Source organism: Pseudoalteromonas sp. S1650 (assembly GCF_005887195.1).
GTDB lineage: Bacteria > Pseudomonadota > Gammaproteobacteria > Enterobacterales > Alteromonadaceae > Pseudoalteromonas > Pseudoalteromonas simplex.
The window spans coordinates 16,119-40,311 of sequence record NZ_PNDF01000031.1; the positions used below are offsets into that span (position 1 = coordinate 16,119).

A 24,193-nucleotide genomic window follows, 5' to 3' on the forward strand; every position below is an offset into this window, starting at 1 on the left:
TAATCGATAAGTAGTATAGATTAAGGAACATACAATGACACGAAATGAAGGGCAAGCCTCGGTTATCTTAGATAATGTCTGTAAGCTGATCCAGAAAAAAGTTCACGCTGATAATGTGTTACTCGTTGAGAAATTCGCCAAAGCCTTGTACAGCAATATGTCTAAAGAGGATTTGGCTCATCGCAACGATAGTGACTTATATGGCGCTGCACTAAGCCTATGGAACTCGCTAGAAAAAAATAATTCTGATGACGCGGTTGTCCGTGTTTTCAATCCTGAAGTGGCAAAAGATGGCTGGCAGTCATCGCACACCATTGTTGAAATCATCGCGAAAGACATGCCTTTCCTCGTTGATTCTGTGCGTATGGCCATGACCCGCGCAAACATCGCTTCTCACTTATTACTTCACTCTCCGCTGAAAATCCAACGTGATAAAAATGCTAAAATCACCGGTATTTCAAGCTTAAAAGCAGAGCAAGAATCAACGTCGACAAAAACTGTGTTCTTTATCGAGATTGATCGTCAAACAGATGCAAAAGTAATTGAGTCTTTCAAAAAAGAACTTGAGTCTGTGTTAGTTGACGTATCTATCGCTGTAGAAGATTGGCAGCCAATTCGTGAAAAGCTTATTGCGGTAACGAAAGACTTACCAAAACGCCACCATAACAATAACGAAAGCGAAGTCGCAGAAACGGTAGAGTTTTTAGACTGGTTAGCTAAAGATAACTTTACGCTAATGGGTTACCGTGAGTATGAACTTTCGCCAGTGCAGGGTGATTACCAGTTAAAAGGTAAAAAAGGTACCAGCCTTGGTCTTATGAAAAACACAGACGAAGAGCATAGCCGTTTACTTTCTGAGTTACCTGAAGTAGCGCGCCAAGAAGCCCGTAGCAGCAACTTATTAATTTTAACGAAAACAAATTCAGTGTCACGTGTACATCGTCCAGCGTATATCGATTATGTAGGTATTAAGCGTTTTGATGATGAGGGCAATGTAATTGGTGAAGACCGTTTCCTTGGTTTATTCTCATCAAGCTTTTACAACAACAGCGCCGCTGATGTACCTGTACTGAAAAGTAAGATTAACCGCATTATGGAAATGTGTGACTTTGCTAAAGGCACCCATGCATACAAAGCGGTATTAAATATTTTAGAAACGTATCCACGTGATGAGCTTGTGCAAGCACGTGAAGCTGAACTACTTGAAGTTGCCATGGGCGTATTACAAGTACAAGAGCGTGATATGTGCCGTATTTTTGTGCGTAAAGACGCATATGGCCGTTTCTTCTCTTGCATGGTATATGTTCCGCGTGAGCGCTATAACACGGCACTACGTCGTGAAACGCAACGTATCTTAGCCAATGCATTTAATTCTGACGACAAAGTCGAATTTACTACTTTCTTCTCTGAGTCAACATTAGCCCGTACACATTACACGGTGCGTGTGACTGACAATAATATTGAATATAACGTGAAAGACATCGAAAACAACCTAATTGAAGCTGCCCGTACTTGGGAAGATAGACTCCAATCTGCACTACTTGAAAGCGCAGGTGAAGCACGCGGTAAAGAACTAAACCGTAAATATGCACAAGCGTTTGCAAGTGCGTATAAAGATCAGGTTTTACCAAGTGCAGCGGTTGTTGATATTGAAAAACTAGAACTTCTGAATGACGAGAACAAACTAGAAATGTTGTTCTACCGTCCACAAGAAGAAGCAAACACTAATGTTGTTCGTTTAAGCTTATTCCATAAAGATGAGCCAATCCACCTGTCTGACGTTATGCCAATGTTAGAAAACTTTGGTTTACGCGTAGTTGGTGAAACTCCTTACTCAGTGAAAACGACTGACGGTAAAGTTAATTGGATCATGGATTTCACCATGCTAATTGACAACAAGGGCATTGCTGATTTTGATAAAGTGTCAGCGCGTTTCCGTGCAGCGTTAACGAACGTGTGGAATAACCGTTTAGAAAATGATGGTTTCAACCGTTTAGTATTAATGGGTGGCTTAACAGGTCGTGAAGCGTCTATTCTTCGTGCCTACGCTAAATACATGCGTCAAATTGGTGTAACTTTCTCGCAAACTTACATCGAAAGCACATTTGCAAATTACCCACACATTGCATCGCAAATCGTTAACTTATTCACTAAAAAGTTCTCAGTTAAGAACCCAGGTAGTGAAAAGACACTTGAGAAGCTAGTTGCACAAATTAATCTTGAGCTTGAAAACGTAGCAAACCTAGATGATGACCGTATCATTCGTTTATACGTTGATATGATCAATGCAACTCTTAGAACGAACTTCTTCCAAAAAGAAGCGGATGGCCAATTTAAATCATACGTATCATTCAAAGTTCAGCCTTCTATGATCCCAGAAATGCCATTACCACTGCCTGCGTTTGAGATCTTTGTATACTCGCCGCGCGTTGAGGGTGTGCATTTACGTGGTGGTAAAGTTGCTCGTGGTGGTTTACGTTGGTCTGACCGTCGTGAAGACTTCCGTACTGAAGTACTGGGTCTTGTTAAAGCGCAACAAGTTAAAAATACGGTTATCGTGCCAGTCGGTTCGAAAGGTGGCTTCGTATGTAAACAGCTACCGACAGACCGTGAAGCATTCTTCAAAGAAGGCCAAGAGTGCTACAAGATTTTCATCCGTGGTTTATTAGATATCACAGATAACATTGAACGTGGTGAGATTGTGCCACCAGTTGATGTTGTTCGTCATGATGAAGATGACCCGTACTTAGTTGTTGCTGCCGATAAGGGTACTGCGACTTTCTCTGATATCGCAAACGGCATCGCAAATGAATATAACTTCTGGCTAGGTGATGCATTCGCATCAGGTGGCTCAGTAGGTTACGACCACAAGAAAATGGGTATCACTGCTAAAGGTGCGTGGGAATCTGTTAAACGTCATTTCCGTGAAATGGATATTGACTGTCAAACAACTGATTTCACTGTTGTAGCAATCGGCGATATGGCGGGTGACGTATTTGGTAATGGTATGTTGCTTTCTAAGCACATTCGCTTACAAGTAGCGTTTAACCACATGCATATCTTTGTTGATCCAAACCCAGATGCAGCGACATCTTACCCAGAGCGTGAGCGTTTATTTAATCTACCGCGTTCTTCTTGGGAAGATTACAACAAAGACCTTATTTCACAAGGTGGTGGCATTTTCTCTCGTGCGGCTAAATCAATTAGCTTAAGCCCAGAAATGAAGAAAATGCTTGGCACTAAGAAAGCGAGCATGACACCTAACGAGTTAATCAAAGCGGCTCTAATGATGGAGTTTGATTTACTTTGGAATGGTGGTATCGGTACTTACATCAAGAACTCTAAAGAGACTGATGCTGATGTGGGTGACCGCGCGAATGATGCACTACGTATTAACGGTTCTGAGCTTGGTGCGAAGATCTTAGGTGAGGGCGGTAACTTAGGTGCGACTCAATTAGGTCGTATCGAATTTGCTGCTAAAGGCGGTCGTGTTAACACTGACTTCATCGATAACGTTGGTGGTGTTGCGTGTTCAGATAACGAAGTAAACATCAAAATCTTACTTAATGGCCTAGTTGCTGAAGGTGACTTAACACGTAAACAGCGTGATGAGTTACTTTATTCAATGACTGATGAAGTGTCTGAGTTAGTATTAAAAGACTGTTATCGTCAAACGCATACCTTATCGATTACTCAATCAAAAGGTACGTCAACGCTTAAAGAAAAAGTACGTTTCATCCATGCCCTTGAAAAAGATGGCAAGCTTAACCGTGCAATCGAGTTTATCCCAACGGATGAAGAACTTGCAGAGCGCGCAGCAGCGGGTAAAGATTTAACTCGTCCAGAGCTTTCTGTACTTGTTTCTTACGCGAAGATGGTATTAAAAGAGTCTCTAGTGGTTGATGAAATCACTGAAAACCCTTACTACCGTCAGTTATTAGTTAAGTCGTTCCCAGTGCCACTTCGTGAGAAGTTCAACGATGCAATGGATAACCACCCACTTCGTAAAGAGATTATCGCAACGAAACTTGCAAATAACATTGTTAACGATATGGGTCTTAACTTCATGATTCGTATGCACGAAGAAACAGGTGCTAACGAAGCTGAAATCGCACTTTGCTACTCAATTGCAAAAGAAGTGTTCCAGATGCCAGAAACATGGTCATCAATTGTTGCACTTGATAATAAGATCCCAGCAGCTGTACAAACAGAAATGCTATATCAATTACGTCGTACGGTTCGTCGTGCAACACGTTGGTTCTTACGTCATCGCAATAAAGCTCAAACGATTGAGCAAGCAATTGAATTCTTTGCACCAACATTTGCTGATTTAAGTGAAAACTTAAACAGCTACATGGTTGAAAAAGAAAGCGATCGCCTAGTTAAAGCGGCAGAGAAGCTAATTGACAGCAATGTACCAAAAGCACTTGCAACACGTATTGTGTCACTATCAAGCCTATTCTCTGTAATGGACTTAGCTGAAATCGCAGATAATTCAGAGCGTAGCATTGATATGGTTTCTAATACCTACTTTAAGCTTGGTGCGCGTATGGGCTTACATTGGTTCCTTGACCAAATCACCAACCAACCAGTTGCAAACCACTGGCAAGCACTTGCTCGTGCTTCATACCGTGAAGAGTTGGATTGGCAACAACGCACATTATCAGCTGTGGTACTTAATAGCTTTGCTGCAGACAGCAAAGACATTGATGCACAAATTGATGAATGGATGGATAACCAAGATCTACTATTACAACGTTGGAAGCAGATGCTATCTGAGTTCAAAACATCGCAAAGCCATGATTTTGCGAAATTCTCAGTGGCACTTCGTGAACTAATGTTGTTAAGCCACAACTGTGACACTTCCAAATAAGTGAAAAGTCGTTAAAATACATACCCCAGCTCGCTGGGGTATTTTTTTGCCCTTAATTTGCAATGGTCCGTTTATAAACGGCTACCTTGTTTATTTTTACCTAAGGAACAAACCATGTTTTATGATCTAGCTCGCCGTTTTATGTTTACCCGTGATGCGGAGTGGGCTCATGAATTTGCACTTAATAATTTACGCCGATTTGCTCATACGCCATTGAGTGCTGCGTGGTCTCAATCTGTCCCTAATAAACCCGTTAATTTTCTAGGTTTAGAATTTAAGAACCCAGTCGGTTTAGCGGCAGGCTTAGATAAAAATGCTGAGTGTATTGATGCTTTTTCGCAAATGGGTTTTGGTTTTGTAGAAGTAGGTACTGTTACACCACGTCCGCAAGCGGGTAACGATAAACCGCGAATTTTCCGTTTGCCTGAATCAAATGCGATTATTAACCGCATGGGCTTTAACAATAAGGGCGTTGATAACCTAGTTAACAATGTTAAAGCGGCGAAATATGACGGTATTCTAGGTATTAATATTGGTAAAAATAAAGATACACCTAACGAGCAGGGTAAAGATGATTACATTCACTGTATGCGTAAAGTATTTGAGCATGCATCGTACATCACAGTAAATATTTCTTCACCGAATACCCCAGGTCTTCGTGACTTACAATATGGTGAAGCACTTGATGACTTATTGCAAAGCTTAAAGAATGAACAACTTGATCTAGTTGCTAAACATAACAAACAAGTGCCTATGCTAGTTAAGATCGCCCCTGATCTTGATGAAGTACAAATTGGCCAAGTTAGTGAGTCATTGATCAACAATAAGATCGATGGTGTTATTGCTACAAATACCACGCTTGAGCGCGCGATGGTACAAGGTCAACAATACGCAAACGAAGCGGGTGGATTATCTGGCCAACCAGTACGTCAGCGTTCAACCCACGTGGTTAGTGAGCTTAAGCGTTTAACCGAAGGTAAACTACCTATCATTGGTGTGGGTGGTATTGATGATGCGGATTCTGCAAAAGAGAAATTTGCAGCAGGTGCAGACCTTGTACAAGTTTACACTGGATTCATTTATAAAGGCCCAGAATTGGTAAAAACGATCCTAAATAGCTTATAAGGATCAGTTATCTAAGCAATTGATCATTAATAAAATGTTCTAAGAAATCATTTTATTAATGGTCTGCTTTAGTTATAATTTATGATTAAGCGCACAGTATTTATTCGTTAGGGAGGAGACATGTTACAAGCATCTAAGCAATGGAAATGGCTTGCTTGTGCGAAAAATAATCGTCTTTTGGTTGACCTTGACCAAGATATGCAACTGTGCACGCCTTACAAACTTCGCCAACTTACTGATGCTGTTTTACAAGAGCCAAACTTTAGCCTTGAAGATGCTGCATTTTATCAGCAAGTTTATCAATACCTCGAAACATTCTCACTGTGGAACCCTGCACAGCTTTGCCAAATCGCGCTAAATGCCACTGCGGTCAAATTTCATTTAAAGCCTGTACTTGCAAAAAGTTGGTTCTTTCATGAGTATCATGGCAGCCAGCCAAGTGTTGAAGCGGTTGTTAAATTGTGCTCGCAGGCACAAGAAGGTGAGTTTTTAATTGTTGATCACTCGAGCGAAGCCTCAGTGTGTATTAACCTAAGCCAACACTTTCAATTAGACGAAAACCTTTCTCTTGAACAGTTTGAAGCTATTAAGGTTTTAAATAACCGTATCCATCCTGTTTATATTCAACAAAAACAGTTCAAATCAGCCTAATATCCCTGCAAATGTTGGCGTTTTTGTTCGCCAAGCTATGCTATAATCCTGTGCAATTAGCATTTAAGGGTTTTTACTTTGCAATTTATCGCACTTACTTCTATCGGAATAGAAAATTTACTTGTTGATGAGCTTACAGCACTCGGTGCCGAAGTCTCAAAACAAACCGTGGGCTCTGTACGTTTTGAAGCAGATAGCTTGTTAGCACAAAAGATTTGTTTATCGAGCCGTTTTGCGACTCGTATCATGATGCTGATAGAAGAAAAAGAAGGCGTAAAAGACAAAGACAGCCTTTATCAATTCGCACGCTTGCAGCCTTGGCAGGAGTGGTTTGGCCCTAAACAAACCTTTGCTGTTGATTTTAGTGGTACAAATAACGACTTAAAAAATACGCAATTTTCAGGTCTAGTTGTAAAAGATGCGATTGTTGATTACTTCGCTGATTTGTTCGAACAACGTCCAGATGTTGATAAATACAATGCCAACGTTCGAGTTGTAGCAAGATTGAACCGTCAAGGTGTTGCGCTTTATATCGATTATTCTGGCCCGCGTTTATCTGAGCGTGGTTATCGTCAAGATCAAGGTAAAGCGCCGATTAAGGAGCATTTAGCTGCTGCTCTTGTAAAAAGAAGTGGTTGGCTTGAAAACGTGCAACAACCTTTATTCGATCCATGTTGTGGTTCGGGTACCATTTTAATTGAAGCCGCAAGCATGGCTCGCAATGAAGCACCGGGCTTATTCCGTGAAGGTTTTGCCTTTGAGCGCCTGCCTAGTTTCCGTATTCAAAAGTACAAAGAATTAAAAGCAGAACTAACTGCACAAATTACAGATCCTAAACTTTGGCTTATTGGCCATGATATTGACGGAAGTGTGATTGCAAAAGCGCAAGAAAACGCAGAGCGTGCAGACCTTGCTAATGTGATTAAGTTTAAACAAAGCGATGCCACTAAGTTAACCTCCGTTGCGAAACTACCTGGTGTGGTGATTTCAAACTTACCTTATGGTGAACGTTTAGGCTCAATGGCTGAGCTGGTTAACTTACACCGTAGCTTAGGTGTTGGCTTCAAAAAGCACTTTAATCATTGGAAACTTGCTTTACTTGGCACTGACGAAAGCTTATTTAAGTTATTAAAGTTAGTTAAGTTAAAACGCTATAAGTTTAAAAATGGCCCGTTAGATGTTGTATTAAATCTTTACCAACTAGACGATAAACAAGTAGAACTTAGCAAAGAAGATAAGCCAGCTCTTAACTTTGAAGGTTCAACCGCCTTTGCAAACCGTTTAAAGAAAAATAAGCAAAATTTAAAGAACTGGTTAAAGCAAAATGAAGTGAGCTGCTACCGTGTTTATGATGCGGATATTCCAGAATATAACGTAGCTGTTGATGTATACGATGATTCAGCGGTTATTTTTGAATATGCTGCACCGAAAGAAATCGACGATAATACGGCTCAAAAACGTTTGCAAGATGTGATCAGCCTGACTGCAGAGCAGTTAAATATCGCACCAGAAAATATCGCAGTTAAAGTTCGTAAAAAACAAAAAGGTGAAGAACAATATACCAAGGTAGCAAAACAAAATCGTACTCAAGTCGTTGAAGAGTTTGGCGCTAAATTCAAAGTTAATCTATTTGATTATCTAGACACTGGTTTGTTCTTAGATCACCGTTTAGCTCGTCGTTATATCCAACAAAACGCACAAGGTAAACGTTTCTTAAACTTGTTTGCTTATACGGGCAGTGCATCTGTGCATGCTGCTGTGGGTGGTGCTAAAGCCATTACCACCGTTGATATGTCAAAAACCTACTTAAAGTGGGCACAAGAAAACTTTGCCCTGAATGATATCAGCAATACACGTTATCGTTTTGAGCAAGCAGACTGCTTGAAGTGGCTTGAGTATGCACAAGGCCAATATGATTTAATTTTCTTAGATCCACCGACGTTCTCAAACTCAAAACGTATGAAAGATGCGTTTGATGTTCAGCGCGACCATATCAAACTACTTACCTGGGTTAAGAAAATTTTAAGCCCGAACGGTACGCTTATATTCTCAAACAATAAGCGTGGCTTTAGCATGGATGAAGTAGGGCTAATGGGTCTGGGTTTAAAAGCAGAAAACATTTCTGACAAGACTTTATCACCAGATTTTAAACGTAATAAGCAAATTCATAATAGCTGGCTTATTACTCATGGCTAATTTTACCCTGTACCACACTGATGGCTGTCATCTGTGTGAAATGGCCGATGAATTATTAATTGCTGCAAACGCTTCGTTTGTAGCAAAAGACATTATGGACAGTGAACAGCTGATTGAACTTTACCAAACCAGTATTCCGGTTGTGGAATCTCATCAAGGCGAGAAATTATTTTGGCCTTTTGATGCTGAGCAATTAGCGCAATTTATTGCTGATAATAAAGAATAAGAGTAGTAATCACGATGGATTTAATCAGAATAGCCAAAGCTCAACTCGCTTATGGTACGCATCCGCTACTAGATGATGCCGATGCCGTTATTGAGTCAGGAGAGCGTGTTTGTATCGTTGGTCGAAACGGTGCAGGTAAATCAACACTACTAAAAGTGCTTGATGGCCAAGTGACTTTGGATGATGGCGAAATCAACCAATTAGGCGGTATTCGCATTTCACGTTTAGAGCAAGATCCACCAAAAGGGGCGGCAGGCTCAGTATTTGATTATGTAGCGCAGGGTATGCCTGACATCGCTAACTTACTGATAGAATATCACCAAGTTAGTAATCAAATGCAAACAGACTATAACGATAAATTGCTCAACAAATTAGAGCGTTTATCTAATCAATTAGAAACTGTTGATGGCTGGCGCTTTGATACCCGTATTCAGCTCGTTTTATCTCGTTTAGAGCTAGACCCAGAAGCCAAGCTTGAATCATTATCAGGTGGTTGGTTACGTAAAGTTGCGCTTGCAAGAGCCTTGGTTAGTGAACCCGATTTACTGCTACTTGATGAGCCTACCAACCACTTAGATATGAGTAGTGTTATTTGGCTTGAGCAGTTTTTAAAAGAGTTTAAAGGCGGTATCGTTTTTATTTCTCACGACCGTGCATTCATTCGAGCAGTTGCAACCCGTATTCTTGACTTAGACCGTGGTAAGCTGGTTTCGTACCCTGGCGATTACGCGACGTACCTTGAGCAAAAAGCGCATGATTTAAAAGTAGAAGAAACACAAAACGCACTATTTGATAAACGCTTAGCAGAAGAAGAAGCGTGGATCCGCCAAGGTATTAAAGCACGTAGAACGCGTAATGAAGGCCGTGTGCGCGCTTTAAAAGAGTTACGTAAAGAGCGTAAGCAGCGTGTTGATCAGGTCGGTAAAACCGATTTCAATATTGAAACAGCGGATCGTTCAGGTAAATTAGTATTCGAAGCGAAAAACATCGGTCATGCATTTAAAGATAAAGTGATCGCGAAAGATTTCTCGACCCTTGTTATGCGTGGCGATCGTGTTGGCCTTGTCGGACCCAATGGTATTGGCAAAACAACACTGCTTAAAATTTTATTTGGTGACTTAACACCAGATAGCGGCAGTGTTAAGCAAGGTGTTAATTTAGAGTTTGCTTATTTTGACCAGTATCGTCAAAAGCTTGATGAAGAAGCCACAGTACAAGATAACGTAGCTGAAGGTAAGCAAGAAGTGATGATGGGCGGGCGCTCACGTCATGTACTTGGTTACTTGCAAGACTTCTTATTTCCACCGGCAAGAGCGCGTACGCCAGTAAAAGCACTTTCAGGTGGTGAGAAAAACCGCTTATTATTAGCAAAGTTATTTTTAAAGCCATCTAACATTATTGTTCTCGATGAGCCAACCAATGATCTTGATATTGAAACCTTAGAGCTCTTAGAAGAGATCATCAACCAATATCAGGGCACTGTGCTGATTGTAAGCCATGACCGTGAATTTATTGATAATACCTGTAATTCTGTATGGGCATTTGAAGGTAACGGCAAGATCACTGACATTGTCGGAGGCTATAGCGACTATGAAGCATATGCAGCTCATTTAGCTGAGCAAGAAAAACAACAACAGCAACAAATTAAGCAAGAAAAGCCGGCCGTTGTTAGCCAAGATAAAACACCAAAGAAAAGTAATAAACTCTCTTACAAATTAAAACTTGAATTAGAAGAATTACCCAGTAAAGTGGAACAACTTGAAAAAGCGTTAGACGCTCAGCAAGTTGTGGTTAATGACCCTGACTTTTTTAAGCAAGATGCTGCAATTACAACAGAAGCATTGAACCATTTAGCCGAGTTAGAGTCTGAGCTTGAAGTCGCTTTTGAGCGCTGGGAAGAACTCGAAGATTTAAAGAATCAGTAGTAAGGATTAAAATGAAATACAAATTACTCGCTGCCAGTATTTTAGCCACCCTAAGTACCTCAGCGATGAGCGCAACCTATAAATTAGAAGAATTAGGTGGGCTAGACGGAGCAAAACATAATTACGTAACAGATGTCAGTGAGAATGGTCATATTATAGGTATAGCCAATTCTCTTTATAGGTTACCAATTGATATCTCATATATTGATTTTACAGACTCTGCTATCAAAAATGCCTATGATGCTCGTGAATCATATTTTGAATCAATAGACAAAGAGATTACTTTTACATTAGATGATATTGAAAATAATGATGCAGTGAATACCAATGCTGATGCCCATCAGTTTATGATTGATTTTATTACAGACACTCAATCTAACCGTTTAACTAATTCAGAGTATCAGAAACTATCAAGTGTAGCTGCGACGATATACGGCTCCGAGGGTGTTTCGGAACAGGTATTATTCGATGAGCAATCACTAGATTATGATGGCTTAACGCGTTCAACTACGAACATCCTAAATGCAGTTAGTGATGATGGTGTTATGGTTGGTTGGGGGAGTGCCCCATATGAAAAAACATCGTTTACACAAACTGATGAAGATGAAGAGGAAACACATTTCTTAAGAGATTTTATTAGTCGTGCTATTGTAATTACAGAAGACGGTGTAAAAGTTGAACTTGCACCAGAGTTCGACGAGTACGGCGGTATTAGTACAGCAAATGATATTATCAAAACAACTAACGGCTATGAGGTTGTAGGTAGTGTTTCAATTGATATCGCAGTTGATCCTCTCGATGATATTACTGATAACTGTGATGGTGAAGATGAACCAGTCTCAGACTGTGTCGAAACATACAATCGAAGCTATACGGCGGGTATTTTTAACAAGCGTGCTGTTAAGTGGACGTTAGATAGCTCTTTAAACATCACTAATACAGAATTGTATGGTTTAGGTTTAACACCAGAAGATGATGAAGATTTCGCTTTTCGTAGCAACGCAATAACTCTGAACGACTCAGGTTTAATTGTGGGTACATCAGATGTTCGTTACAAAGACACCGATACTAGAATTACAATGCCAGTTATCTTTGAAAATGGTGAAGTAAAACAGTTTATAGACCAAGACGATGATTGGACTTCGGGACAAGCTTTAGCTGTAAATAATAATGATATTATTGTTGGTTATGCTGCTAAAAGAATTGACACAGCAACACGCACTAAGTTTTTTTATTATGATAAAAAAAGCGATAGTGTAGTTTTCCCATCCGATTATTTCTCTAGCTCTAGCTCAGTTGCAAACGATATTAATGATAACGGTATTATTGTTGGTGAAGGTGAAACAGATATCTATAACACCACTACTCGTCGTAGAGAAGGCTTTATTTATACGGTGGGTGATGATTCTATAGTTAATCTCAATGACTTGTTACCTTGTTATGAAGAAGATGGTGAGACTCGCTTTAAATATACGATTGCTGAAGCGAAATCAATTAACAACAATAATGAAATCTTTGGTGTTGCGACTAAAACTGTTGAAAAGACAGATTCATTCGGTAATGTTGTAGTTGATGTTGATGGCAATATCGAATATGAAAGTATTGCTGTTGCTGTTAAGTTAACACCAATTGATGGCAGTGTTGAAGAATGTCCTGCAGAAGAGATTGAACAATACGAGCGTCAATCAGCAAGCTTCCCATGGTATGCTTTATTGCTATTACCATTTGCAGCTGCACGTCGCTTCTTTAAAAAGTAATCGTTTCGTAATCGAGACTTACTAATCAATATTAAAAACCCAGCTTTAAGCTGGGTTTTTTGTCTATACTGAAATCAGTTATTTTTTATGGCGATGTATCCATGCTTTTCGGACTGAGCGTTTCCAAAGCATGTCGGTAGCAAAATAACCGATGATAGCAGCTGCAGTAGCACAAATAAGTGAGCCAACTAAAAAGGCTGGGCCAATTGTTGTAAGGCTATCTATAAACCATTGCCAGCTTGGTTCAAATTGGAAGTGCTGTTGTGGCTGAGCAAGGGCAATCGTGCCTACAATATATGAACAATAGAAAATAGGAGGCATGGTTAGTGGGTTCGTGATCCACACGGTTGCAACAGAAATCGGTAAATTTACTCGAAATGGAATAGCCAGGGCGGCTGCAAGAACCATTTGAAAAGGAACAGGGATGAACGCAAAAAATAAACCAACCGCAAATGCACCACGTGCTGAGCGTCTATTTAAGTGCCATAAATTGGCATCATGCAATAAACGACCAAAAATTCTTAAATACTTGTGTTCTTTTACCTTGTTATGATCTGGTAAAAAGCGTTGGATCGTTTTCTTAGCCATTTAAAGCAACCATTTACATCTATTTGGTTATGCAGCGGCTTTGTCATAGGCTGTTTTTTCACCCTATATACATTTGGCACTGCGGCGTTTTATATAATGAGTTTTGCTGTATTGCTAGCAGGTGCCTATTTTAAGCCTTTTTTAACTCTATTGTCAGGGTTTATTTGCGCTATTTTGGTAGTGATTTTTCATTACTTCATCTTTTACTCAATCTCTGACTGCAAAATAGATTATCAACAAAGCCGATTAGTTCGATTTGAGGTAGTTGAAACATACAGTGAACAAAGCCCTTACTACATTAAAGCAAGTCTGAAACATATTGAATCTTGCCCTACAAGCATCCGACCTGCTCCTAATGCAATGCTCAGCATTACTTCAGATAAACCAGTTACTAGTGGAGATGAATTAAGCGCAGTACTCAAACTTAAACCTTATCGGTCAGTAAAAAATTTCTACAGTTTTAATAGAGAGCGGCAAGCATTATTTGAGCGAGTATTTTATAAAGGCCGAAGCGTAGGAGAGATAAGCTATTTAAATCATCATCAATATGACTCCCTGCGTGTGAGTTACCGCACTTATATTGATAAAATTACGGCAAACACCCAATTACAATGGCTTTATTATGCGCTTTTAACCGGTGACAAAAGTAAAATAGGTTATGAAGATAAAAAGCACTTGCGTGAATTAGGATTGTCTCATCTACTTGCTATTTCGGGTCTTCATATCGGACTTATCTTCGCAGTCGGTTTTTATAGTAGTAAGTGGCTGCTAAGAGTGAGTCACTTTCGTGTAAGCCAATCAATTCAATTAAATAAGCTATTTGTTGTAATAGGGTTCAGTTGCTCGCTCGTTTATGTTTACTTAAGTGATTTTATAGTTTCTGCAAGCCGGGCGCTGCTAATGTTAGGCTGTTACCTTGTAATCTATAACTTAGGAAAAAACCCAGTGCGTTGGCGTTCAATTTTGTACGCCTTGAGTGTGGTGTTGTTTATAGACCCATTTACGCTGTTGAATCCTGGGCTCTATTTCAGTTTTTTGGCCGTTACGATCATCTTTCTACTGACTAAAAAAACAATTAATTTGTCACTTAGATTTTTAAAGCGTTTTGTACAGCTACTGCAAGTTCAATGCGCTTTATTTGTTGGTTTACTACCGCTATCCTTATATTACTTCTCAGGTACTAGCGTGATAGGTTTATTGATTAACCTTATTGCTGTGCCCTTGGTTGGTGTGCTGTTATTGCCTTTGTTGATTTTTTATAGTCTGATTTCTAGCCTACTGGATATTTCAGGTCTGTTATCACTTATCGACATTGCCCTGTATTTTAGTTATCAACTATTGCTTTCTATCCCTAATGACTGGCGTTGGTTGTCGTTCAATGAGTTTAATTTCTCATTATTGATCATCAGTTACATAACACTTCTGCTGTTGTACTTTAGCCCTAATAAATATGTGTGTTTAATTCCTGTTTGTATATATGCCGTTGATAGTAAATTACAGTCAGAAGCTAAGTTTCAGTTGGATGTGTTTGATGTCGGGCATGGCTTAATGGTGATGGTAAGAAGCAAAAATAAAGCGATAATTTATGATTTAGGCCCACAGTATTTTGGCCGTTATGATTATGTACACCGCGTATTACTTAACAACATCAATAAACAGCAGCTATCTGTGATTGCCACCATAATAAGCCACTTAGATAACGATCATTCTGGCGGTTTAGCCAGTTGGAAAGAGGCTGGCTATCAACACACTTTAGCTACTTTTCATCCTCAGGGGGTGTTAAATAAGTGCAAAACAACCACCATCAAACTTGCTGAGCTTAATATCAGAAGTTTTACAGCAAAGGTAGAAAAAGCGAGTCGCAATGACCAATCTTGCTTATTAAAAGTAACAGGTTTTAATTATTCACTTTTACTAACTGGAGATATATCAGCAGCGGCAGAAGCTAAACTTGTTGAAGAGGAGGTGGATTTACGAGCGACTATTTTAATAAGCCCCCATCATGGTAGTAATACCTCGTCAAGTTATGAATTTATAGATGCAGTAAATCCTGAAGTAGTTATCCATTCATCTGCTTACCAAGGGCAATGGCACTTTCCTCACCCAGAGGTTGTAAATCGTTATAACCAACACCATATACAGCAGTTATCGACGGCAAAGTATGGCCATATACGCATAAAATTTTATTCAGATACGTATCGCTTAGAATTTGCGCGAGAGCAGGAAAGTTATTGGTTCGAACAAGATTGACGTTTTGTTTTTACCCCCTAAAGGCTACAATAGTCGAAGTCTATGAATAAGAGAGTGTTATGGATCAAACTACATCCCAAATCTATAAGCGATTAATCAGTTATGTGGGTGATTATAAGTTAATCGCGTTTTTCGCCATTGTAGGCATGATTGGCTATTCAGCCATGGATGCATTGTTTATCAATTTAATGAAGCCCTTCATTGATGAAGGTTTAAATGATCGTAACACTGATGTTTTAACTTATGCACCATTTGTTGTGATTGCATTGGTATTAGGTCGTGGCATGTTTAACTATATGTCGTCGTACTGTTTAAGTTATGTTGGCTCTCAAGTTGTAAGAACGTTGCGCCAACAATTATTCGAACATATTTTACATCTGCCGGTGTCTTTTCATGATAAAAATTCAAATGGCGATTTAATCTCTAAAATCACCTTTGATACTGAGCAGGTTCAACAAGCCATTACCAAAGCCCTGTTAATTGTTGTTAGAGAAGGGGCGTTTGTTGTTTTCTTACTTTTTAATATGTTTTATACCAGCTGGAAGCTATCACTAATATTTTTAGTTATTATTCCGCTTGTGGCCGTGATCGTTGCCTTTGTATCGAAACGCTTTCGTATGATTTCGAAAAAAATCCAATCTGCTATGGGCCAAGTAACTCGCAGCTCAGAGCAAATGCTATCTGGTCATAAAGTGATACATGGCTTTGGTGGTCAACAGCAAGAGATATCGCAATTCTCGGCTATTAATAATCATAATCGTCAGCAGCGCATTAAAATGGATGCAACTAAAGCGTTAAGCGTTTCTGTTATCCAAATTTTGGCAGCAAGCGCGATGGCGGTGATTTTGTGGGTTGTGTCTATGCCGTCAATGATTGATACCATCAGTTCAGGTGACTTCGTATTACTAATTTCATCAATGATGATGTTACTGCGTCCACTTAAGCAACTTTCAAACGTTAATAGCGATTTACAACGTGGTATCTCTGCAGCGCAAAGTATCTTTTTGGTACTTGATGAAGAGGTAGAAAAAGACACAGGCACCTACAGCGTTGCTAAAGTAACTGGGAAAATTGAAGTGAACAATGTGACCTTTAAATACCCAACGAAAGATGAACCTGTATTAAAGAATTTATCACTTTCGATTAATGCCGGCGAAAGCATAGCATTGGTTGGCCGTTCTGGCTCAGGTAAATCGACCATCTCAAATTTATTGCCGCGTTATTATGAGCTTGAAGGTGACAGTGAAATTTTGCTTGATGGCGTCAACATTGCTGATTACAAACTGACAGACTTACGTAAGCAATTTGCACTGGTTTCACAGCAAGTGGTTTTATTTAACGACACCATCACGAATAATATTTGCTATGGCCTTGACCGCGAATTAACAAACGAGGAGTTAATGGCGGTTGCTAAGCAAGCCCATGTTTGGGAGTTTGTTAAAGACTTACCAGAAGGTTTAGATACCATGGTGGGTGAAAATGGCGTTATGTTATCAGGCGGTCAGCGTCAGCGAATAGCCATAGCACGTGCAATATTAAAAGATGCCCCTATTTTGATTCTTGATGAGGCGACATCTGCGCTTGATACTGAATCTGAAAAACTAATCCAGCAAGCACTTGATAGCTTAATGAAAGAAAAAACATCGATTGTGATAGCACACCGTTTATCAACAATAGAAAACAGTGATTGCATTTATGTCATCGACCATGGTCAAGTTATCGAAAAGGGCACGCATGGCGAGCTACTTGAAAAAGACGGTACCTATAGTGCGTTATGTAAGATGCAGTTTGGTGAGCAGTAGTGAGTGTTATTGAAAAAAGCTGGTATAAAAAGCCAGGTTTATTAAGCATTTTACTCTTGCCTTTGAGTGTGCTTTTTTGGCTTATCTCAACGCTTCGTGCTTTGTTTTATAAGCTAAATATACTTAAGGCTTTTAAAGCGCATGTTCCTGTCATTGTTGTTGGTAACATTAGTGTGGGTGGAAACGGCAAAACGCCCTTTGTTATTTGGCTTGCTGAGTACTTACAGCAGCAAGGTTTAAAAGTGGCTGTGATCAGCCGTGGCTACGGTGGTCAGTCTGATTCGTATCCACTGTTAGTGACAGAACAAACGACGACAACGCAAGCAGGTGACGAACCTGTACTTATTAAACGCCGCCTAGGCTGTGTTGTAATGGTTGGCCCTGACCGACAAGCTAGTATAAAAAAGTTAGAGCAACATGATATCGATGTCATTATTTCTGATGATGGCATGCAGCATTATAAAATGGCGCGTGATATCGAATGTTGTATTGTTGATAGTGAACGCCAATTTGGTAACGGTTTATTAATGCCTGCAGGTCCACTTCGTGAAACCAAAGCGCGCTTAAAATCGGTTGATTTAGTCATAGAAAATGGTGGCAACGCACAAAGCCGCTATGATTTAGCATCAAGCCCATTTCGAACCGTGAGTAATTCAGAACTCGCCAATTCAGTTCAAGAGAAAGGCCATGCGGTCAGTGCTATTGGTAACCCCAAACGCTTTGAAATAAGTCTTGAGCAGCAAGGCATTAACTTACTATCTACTCATCATTTTCGTGATCATTATGCCTACCAAGCAAATGACTTCAGCGATTTTGCAGATGACGCTGTATTTATGACAGAAAAAGATGCCGTTAAATGCTTTAGTTTTGCTAAACCAAATTGGTATTATTTACCTGTTGATGCAAAGCCAACAGCAGCAGTTATCGAAAAACTTAATTTATTATTAAAACAAAAAGGGATCCTCAATGGCCTTTGATACAAAATTACTTGAAATTATCGCTTGCCCAGTGTGTAAAGGTAAATTACGTCTTGACAAAGAAAATCAAGAGCTTATCAGTACCGCTGCGAAACTAGCGTACCCAATCAAAGACGATATCCCGGTGCTTTTAGAAAATGAAGCCCGTGAATTAAGCCAAGAAGAGGTTGATAAGTGGAATTCGTAGTCGTTATCCCAGCTCGCTACTCATCGACGCGTTTACCAGGTAAACCACTTGCTGATATTTGTGGTAAACCAATGATCCAACATGTTTATGAAAAAGCAGTTGCGTCAGGTGCATCACAAGTTTATGTAGCGACTGATCATCAAACAGTGTTTGATGCAGTAAAGAAGTTTACTGATAATGTATTGATGACACGTGAAGATCACCAATCAGGCACAGAGCGTTTAGCTGAAGTAGTTGAACAGTTAAAGCTTGAAAGTGACACTATTGTAGTCAATGTGCAAGGTGATGAGCCTTTACTGGCAAGCGAAAATGTATCTCAAGTTGCCATGCTACTTGCTGATTCTGATGCGCCAATGGCGACATTGAGCACCAGCATTGATGAGATAGACGATATATTTAATCCCAATTGCGTAAAAGTCATTAACGATGCAGACAACAACGCACTGTATTTTTCGCGCTCGCCTATCCCTTATCACCGTGATGCGATGATGAATGATGACCGAGAGAAGCTAAATCTTGCTGATTTTGCGCGCCATATTGGTATTTATGCTTATCGTGCTGGCTTCATTAAAGACTACATCGAGTTACCAGAATCTCGATTAGAGCTTTTAGAGTCATTAGAGCAGCTTCGCGTACTTTATCATGGTCACAAAATTAAAATCGCAAAAGCTCTGTGTGCACCGCAAGCAGGCGTAGATACCCCTGAAGACTTAGCGCGCGTTATTGCAGTGCTTGGCAACTAAAAATGCATGATGTAAACAATGTTCATCTTCATGCCAGTGAAGATGACTTCTTTGTTTTTTATAAACCAGCAGGTGTGAGCTTTCATAGTGAACAATGTGCTGGTTTTGTCGTACTTGCTGAAGAGCTTGTTAATGAGAAGCTCTACCCGGTTCATCGGCTAGATAAAGTAACATCAGGTTTAATTATATTAGCCCGTAACAAAGAAGCTGCAGCCGAATTCACTTCACTATTTTCTGATCATAAAATAAATAAGTTTTATCTCGCAGTGAGTGATGCTAAGCCTAAGAAAAAGCAAGGTTGGATAAAAGGGGATATGCAAAAAAGTCGTCGTGGTGCATTTAAGCTGTTAAAGAGCCAAGCGAATCCTGCTATCACACGCTTTTATTCAAAAAGTATTCGACCAGGGCTTCGTGCATACTTGTTAAAGCCATTCTCTGGTAAAACACATCAGCTTAGAGTCGCAATGAAAAGCTTAGGTGCGCCAATTCTAGGTGATAGTACCTATGCGGGTAGTGAAGACGAGCGCACAAACTTGCATGCCTATGCACTACAATTTAGCTATAAAGGGCAGCTTAAAGAATATCGATGCGATTACACTTTAGGTGCTCATCTTAATGAAGTTTTTAACTCAGACGAATTCAAAGAGTGGACAGCTCCTTGGACGTTGGATTGGTAAATGAAAGAAACAACACAAGACATCCGTTTTGGTGGCATTAAACGTTTATATGGTCATCAACAATTTGATTGGTTACAACAAGCACATTTTTGTGTCATTGGTATTGGTGGCGTAGGTAGTTGGGCTGCTGAAGCATTGGCTCGAACGGGTGTAGGGCAACTAACCCTCATTGATTTAGATGATATTTGTGCAACCAATGTTAATCGTCAAATTCATGCTTTAACTGGCACCGTAGGCGAAGCAAAAGTAGAAGCGATGAAAACACGTTGTGAGTTGATAAACCCAGATATCAAAATTAATGTTATTGACGATTTCATTACGCTAGATAACATTCGTGAGCATATTAAAGGCTTTGACTATGTAATTGATTGTATTGATGCTGTAAAAGAAAAAGCTGCGCTTATTGCTCACTGTAAACGCATAAAACTACCGGTTATTACCACCGGAGGAGCAGGCGGGCAAACCGACCCTAGTCAAATCAGTTTTGGTGACGTTGCAAAGACAACTCATGATCCATTGCTTGCAAAAGTACGTTATATTTTGCGAAAACAGTACAACTTTAGTAGCAATCCAAAGCGAAAATTTAACGTCGATTGTGTTTATTCTACAGAGCAGCTTGTATATCCAACCTCCGAAGGTGAGGTTTGCCAAGCAAAACAAGGTGCAGATGGTTCAATGAATATGGACTGTAATAATGGTTTTGGCTCTGCAACCATGGTAACAGGCAGCTTTGGCTTTTTTGTTGCAGCCAAAGCGATTAGAAAATACCTCGATAAAAAACAGCGTAGTTTATAAAACTTATTGTTTTTGTTCAGCCATGGTTTGAATTTTATCAACCATGGCTTTAATACCATTCCCACGAGAAGGGCTCAAATGGCTAATTAGACCGAGTCGTTCAAATTCATCATAGGCATTAATTTGCGCCGCTTGCTCCGGTGTTAGACCATTGTATAAGGCTAAAATTAAAGCCAATAGCCCTTTAACGATGCGAGTATCTGAATCGCCCGCTAAAACCAGGCTATTTTCTGTATGATCAAAGTCGATATATAGCCACACTTTACTTTCACAGCCTTTAACTAGGGCATCATCTACTTTGAGCACTTCAGGCATAACAGGTAATTGCTTACCTAAAAGCATTATTTGACGATATTTTTGCTGCCAGCCAGCAGCTGTTTCAATGTTTTTACTAACGGCTTCAAACGCTGAATTCATAACTTATCCAAAATTAATCTAATAATTCGATACTACTTTTAACGGCACTGATAAAGGCATCGACATCAGCTTTATTGTTATATAACGCAAAACTTGCTCTTACAGTACCTGGTATGCCTAAATGGCTCATAATAGGTTGCGTACAATGATGGCCACTACGTACCGCAACACCAAATCCATCCAGTAGGGTGGCTAAATCAAACGGATGTTCATCGCGATAATTAAAACTAATGTTACCAATGTTATGTATTTGGTTTGAATAGATATTAATACCATCGATAGCTGATAATTGTTTTATCGCATAGTCAAAAACTGTATGCTCATGTTGACGCATTTGCTGAAAATCTAACGATGTTAAATAATTTATTGCCTCAGTAAAGGCAATGACACCTGCAATATTGGGTGTTCCTGCTTCAAATTTACCCGGCGCATCACGAAAAGTGCTGTGTGTTAGGTTCACTGTTTCGATCATTTCGCCACCGGTTTGATATACATCGAGCGAATTTAACAGCTCAAATCGGCCATATAGGCCTCCTAAACCTGTCGGCCCGAGCATTTTATGGGCAGAAAACACGTAAAAATCACAGGAAATTTCTTGTAAATTAGGGCGTAAATGCATCGCAGCCTGCGCACCGTCAACAATAGATATAGCATTAATGGCCTTACATGCGTTAATGATCGGCGCTAAATCAGTAATATTACCAAGGGTATTTGATGCATGGGTAATAGCGACAATTTTAGGCTCTTGTTGTTTGATAAATTCACTACAGTGCACGCTATTAATAGTTAAATCATTTTCTATCGGCAAAATAATGACTTCTGCACCGGTGCGTTGTGATAATTGTTGCCAAGGGACTATGTTGGCGTGGTGTTCAATGGCTGATAGGGCAATTTTATCGCCAGGGTTAAGCCTCGAAGCCAGACCATTTGCGATTAAATTAATCGATTCGGTTGCGCCTTTGGTCCACACTATCTCATTACTTTTTACAGAAAAATAATCTGCAAGTAGCGTTCGGGTTTGTTCATAGTTGCGTGTCGCGTTTTCACTGAAAGTATGACGGCCGCGGTGCACATTGGCGTTCTCATGGCTATAAAATCGGCTAAGAGCATTAATAACTGCCTGTGGCTTTTGCGAGGTAGCCGCTGAGTCTAAATACACCAAAGGCTGCTCATTGACTGTTTCATTCAGTATTGGAAAGTCAGCACGTATTTTAGCAATGTCGAACATGGAAGGCCCTTAACAGCAAGAATGCGACGATTTTAATTACTTTGCACAAATAGACAAGTGCAGGGCAACAAAAAAGGCCGCATAGCGGCCTTTTTTAAACGCAAATTCGTATTAACGTTTGTCTGTTGGTACGTAATCGCGTGAAGTTTCACCAGTGTATAACTGACGAGGACGGCTGATCTTGTGACCAGGTTGAGAAAGCATCTCATCCCAGTGAGAGATCCAACCAACAGTACGTGACATTGCAAAGATTACAGTGAACATGCTTGTTGGAATACCGATTGCTTTTAAGATGATACCTGAGTAGAAATCTACGTTAGGGTAAAGTTTCTTCTCAACGAAGTATGGGTCTTCAAGTGCAATTTGCTCAAGCTTCATAGCGATATCAAGAAGTGGATCTTGAATGTTTAGCTCTGCAAGTACTTCGTGACATGTTTGACGCATTACTGTCGCACGTGGGTCGAAGTTTTTGTATACACGGTGACCAAAGCCCATAAGACGGAAAGGATCAGACTTATCTTTCGCTTTAGCAACGTACTCGTCGATACGGTCAACAGAGCCAATTTCTTCTAACATGTTAAGACATGCTTCGTTAGCACCACCGTGCGCAGGGCCCCATAGAGATGCGATACCAGCCGCGATACACGCGTAAGGGTTAGCACCTGAAGAACCAGCTAGACGAACAGTTGACGTTGATGCGTTTTGCTCATGGTCAGCGTGAAGCATGAAGATTTTGTCCATTGCTTTAGCAAGAACAGGGCTTACTTTGTATTCTTCAGCAGGTACTGAGAACATCATGTGTAAGAAGTTTTCAGCGAAGCTTAAGTCGTTACGTGGGTAAACAAACGGTTGACCTACATTGTATTTGTAAGCCATCGCAGCGATAGTTGGTAGTTTAGCAACTAGCTTGATTGCGCTTGTTTTACGTTGTGTTGCGTCAGTGATGTCTAAATCTTCGTGGTAGAAAGAAGAAAGAGCACCTACAACACCACACAGCATTGCCATTGGGTGAGCGTCAAAGCGGAAACCTTGGAAGAAGTTTGCGATTTTAGTATCAAGCATTGTGTTGTGCGTGATTTCTTGAGCAAACGCTTCGTATTGTTCTTTAGTCGGTAATTCGCCGTTTAATAGTAAGTAGCAAAGCTCGATGTAGTTTGATTCATCAGCTAATTGCTCGATTGGGTAACCACGGTGTAATAGAACACCTTTGCCGCCATCGATGTAAGTGATTGAAGATTCACAAGAACCGGTCGACATGAAACCTGGGTCGTAAGTGAAGTGACCGTGTGAACCTAACGTACGTACGTCGATTACGTCTTGGCCAGCAGTGCCTTGGTAAATTGGAAGTTCGATTGGATCAAGACCATCAATATGGACCGTGGCTTTCTTATCCGCCATCTATTTATCTCCTATTAAGATAACAACTCTGATTGTTATGTTCTGAATCTGTTTAAGCACATTCTTTTCATTTTAACGTGAAAGAGGGGTATAAAGTCAATTTTTATAAACATTATGCACAAATGGATAATAAATATTCTGTCAGGATTAAATATTATACTATTGGCTAATTCGCAAACGTCTCTTACTAAACAAGAATTGTAAAAAGACCTTTGGCTATATATACTATCCAAGGTTTTATACCGTATTGTCTGTAGGTAAACTTTATTTTTACATTTGAGTTTTGCATAAGTGTGAACTTTTTGTGTATCAACACGGTTTACTTAGATAGTTCCATCGAAATTCATTTTGATGGGTTTTAGAAAAACAAGTAGATGA

General features: G+C 39.9%; 18 protein-coding genes. 14 read left to right on the forward strand and 4 right to left on the reverse strand.

The features are described 5' to 3' along the window. Positions 1 to 34: 34 nt before the first annotated feature. From CWB80_RS11215 to CWB80_RS11245, 7 genes are all read left to right on the forward strand, one after another. Positions 35 to 4,873, forward strand: a complete 4,839-nt coding sequence (locus tag CWB80_RS11215; protein WP_138600648.1) for an NAD-glutamate dehydrogenase — start codon at positions 35 to 37, stop codon at positions 4,871 to 4,873. Between the two features lie 114 nt (positions 4,874 to 4,987). After that, positions 4,988 to 5,998: a quinone-dependent dihydroorotate dehydrogenase gene (pyrD, locus tag CWB80_RS11220; protein ID WP_054561585.1), complete on the forward strand. Its 1,011-nt coding sequence runs from the start codon at positions 4,988 to 4,990 to the stop codon at positions 5,996 to 5,998. A gap of 120 nt (positions 5,999 to 6,118) precedes the next feature. After that, entirely contained in the window at positions 6,119 to 6,649 is a 531-nt protein-coding gene (locus tag CWB80_RS11225; protein WP_138600650.1) for a cell division protein ZapC domain-containing protein, read from the forward strand. Between the two features lie 78 nt (positions 6,650 to 6,727). Next, entirely contained in the window at positions 6,728 to 8,845 is a 2,118-nt protein-coding gene (gene rlmKL / locus CWB80_RS11230; protein ID WP_138600652.1) for a bifunctional 23S rRNA (guanine(2069)-N(7))-methyltransferase RlmK/23S rRNA (guanine(2445)-N(2))-methyltransferase RlmL, read from the forward strand. Further along, the gene (locus tag CWB80_RS11235) at positions 8,838 to 9,071 is read left to right on the forward strand and encodes a glutaredoxin family protein (RefSeq protein ID WP_054551385.1); all 234 of its coding nucleotides are present in this window, start codon (positions 8,838 to 8,840) and stop codon (positions 9,069 to 9,071) included. Before rlmKL ends, CWB80_RS11235 begins: the two co-directional genes overlap by 8 nt. Before the next feature lie 14 nt (positions 9,072 to 9,085). Next, positions 9,086 to 10,996: an ATP-binding cassette ATPase Uup gene (gene uup, locus CWB80_RS11240; RefSeq protein WP_138600654.1), complete on the forward strand. Its 1,911-nt coding sequence runs from the start codon at positions 9,086 to 9,088 to the stop codon at positions 10,994 to 10,996. Between the two features lie 11 nt (positions 10,997 to 11,007). Further along, on the forward strand, positions 11,008 to 12,753 hold the full coding sequence (locus tag CWB80_RS11245; protein ID WP_138600656.1) for a DUF3466 family protein: 1,746 nt from the start codon (positions 11,008 to 11,010) through the stop codon (positions 12,751 to 12,753). A gap of 78 nt (positions 12,754 to 12,831) precedes the next feature. Here CWB80_RS11245 and CWB80_RS11250 read toward each other — a convergent pair whose 3' ends face one another. Then, positions 12,832 to 13,341 carry a DUF2062 domain-containing protein gene (locus CWB80_RS11250; protein ID WP_054551382.1) on the reverse strand — a complete coding sequence of 170 codons (510 nt, stop codon included), beginning with the start codon at positions 13,339 to 13,341 and terminating at the stop codon, positions 12,832 to 12,834. A 96-nt stretch (positions 13,342 to 13,437) separates the two neighbouring features. Between CWB80_RS11250 and CWB80_RS11255 the strand changes: the two genes are divergently transcribed. The 7 genes from CWB80_RS11255 to tcdA are packed head-to-tail and all read left to right on the forward strand — an operon-like array spanning position 13,438 to position 20,772. Then, positions 13,438 to 15,591, forward strand: a complete 2,154-nt coding sequence (locus CWB80_RS11255) for a DNA internalization-related competence protein ComEC/Rec2 (protein WP_138600658.1) — start codon at positions 13,438 to 13,440, stop codon at positions 15,589 to 15,591. A gap of 59 nt (positions 15,592 to 15,650) precedes the next feature. Beyond that, a complete protein-coding gene (gene msbA, locus CWB80_RS11260; RefSeq protein ID WP_138600660.1) occupies positions 15,651 to 17,393 on the forward strand; it encodes a lipid A export permease/ATP-binding protein MsbA in 1,743 nt (580 codons plus the stop codon). After that, positions 17,393 to 18,370 carry a tetraacyldisaccharide 4'-kinase gene (gene lpxK, locus CWB80_RS11265; RefSeq protein WP_138600662.1) on the forward strand — a complete coding sequence of 326 codons (978 nt, stop codon included), beginning with the start codon at positions 17,393 to 17,395 and terminating at the stop codon, positions 18,368 to 18,370. Before msbA ends, lpxK begins: the two co-directional genes overlap by 1 nt. Beyond that, positions 18,360 to 18,557, forward strand: coding sequence for a Trm112 family protein (locus CWB80_RS11270; RefSeq protein ID WP_036968654.1), 198 nt, complete (start codon positions 18,360 to 18,362; stop codon positions 18,555 to 18,557). Before lpxK ends, CWB80_RS11270 begins: the two co-directional genes overlap by 11 nt. Then, complete coding sequence (kdsB, locus tag CWB80_RS11275) at positions 18,545 to 19,300, forward strand: 3-deoxy-manno-octulosonate cytidylyltransferase (RefSeq protein ID WP_138600664.1); 756 nt, start codon at positions 18,545 to 18,547, stop codon at positions 19,298 to 19,300. The genes CWB80_RS11270 and kdsB overlap by 13 nt, the downstream gene beginning before the upstream one ends. A 2-nt stretch (positions 19,301 to 19,302) precedes the next feature. Next, a complete protein-coding gene (locus CWB80_RS11280; protein ID WP_138600666.1) occupies positions 19,303 to 19,977 on the forward strand; it encodes a TIGR01621 family pseudouridine synthase in 675 nt (224 codons plus the stop codon). After that, a complete protein-coding gene (gene tcdA / locus CWB80_RS11285; protein WP_138600668.1) occupies positions 19,978 to 20,772 on the forward strand; it encodes a tRNA cyclic N6-threonylcarbamoyladenosine(37) synthase TcdA in 795 nt (264 codons plus the stop codon). Between the two features lie 3 nt (positions 20,773 to 20,775). On the opposite strand, the gene CWB80_RS11290 is transcribed toward tcdA, so the two are convergent. The 3 genes from CWB80_RS11290 to CWB80_RS11300 form a co-directional block, all read right to left on the reverse strand. Continuing rightward, the gene (locus tag CWB80_RS11290) at positions 20,776 to 21,189 is read right to left on the reverse strand and encodes a SufE family protein (RefSeq protein WP_054551375.1); all 414 of its coding nucleotides are present in this window, start codon (positions 21,187 to 21,189) and stop codon (positions 20,776 to 20,778) included. 13 nt (positions 21,190 to 21,202) lie between these two features. After that, positions 21,203 to 22,417: an aminotransferase class V-fold PLP-dependent enzyme gene (locus CWB80_RS11295; protein ID WP_138600670.1), complete on the reverse strand. Its 1,215-nt coding sequence runs from the start codon at positions 22,415 to 22,417 to the stop codon at positions 21,203 to 21,205. Positions 22,418 to 22,528: 111 nt separating this feature from the next. Continuing rightward, on the reverse strand, positions 22,529 to 23,815 hold the full coding sequence (locus tag CWB80_RS11300; protein WP_054551373.1) for a citrate synthase: 1,287 nt from the start codon (positions 23,813 to 23,815) through the stop codon (positions 22,529 to 22,531). Positions 23,816 to 24,193: the final 378 nt, after the last annotated feature.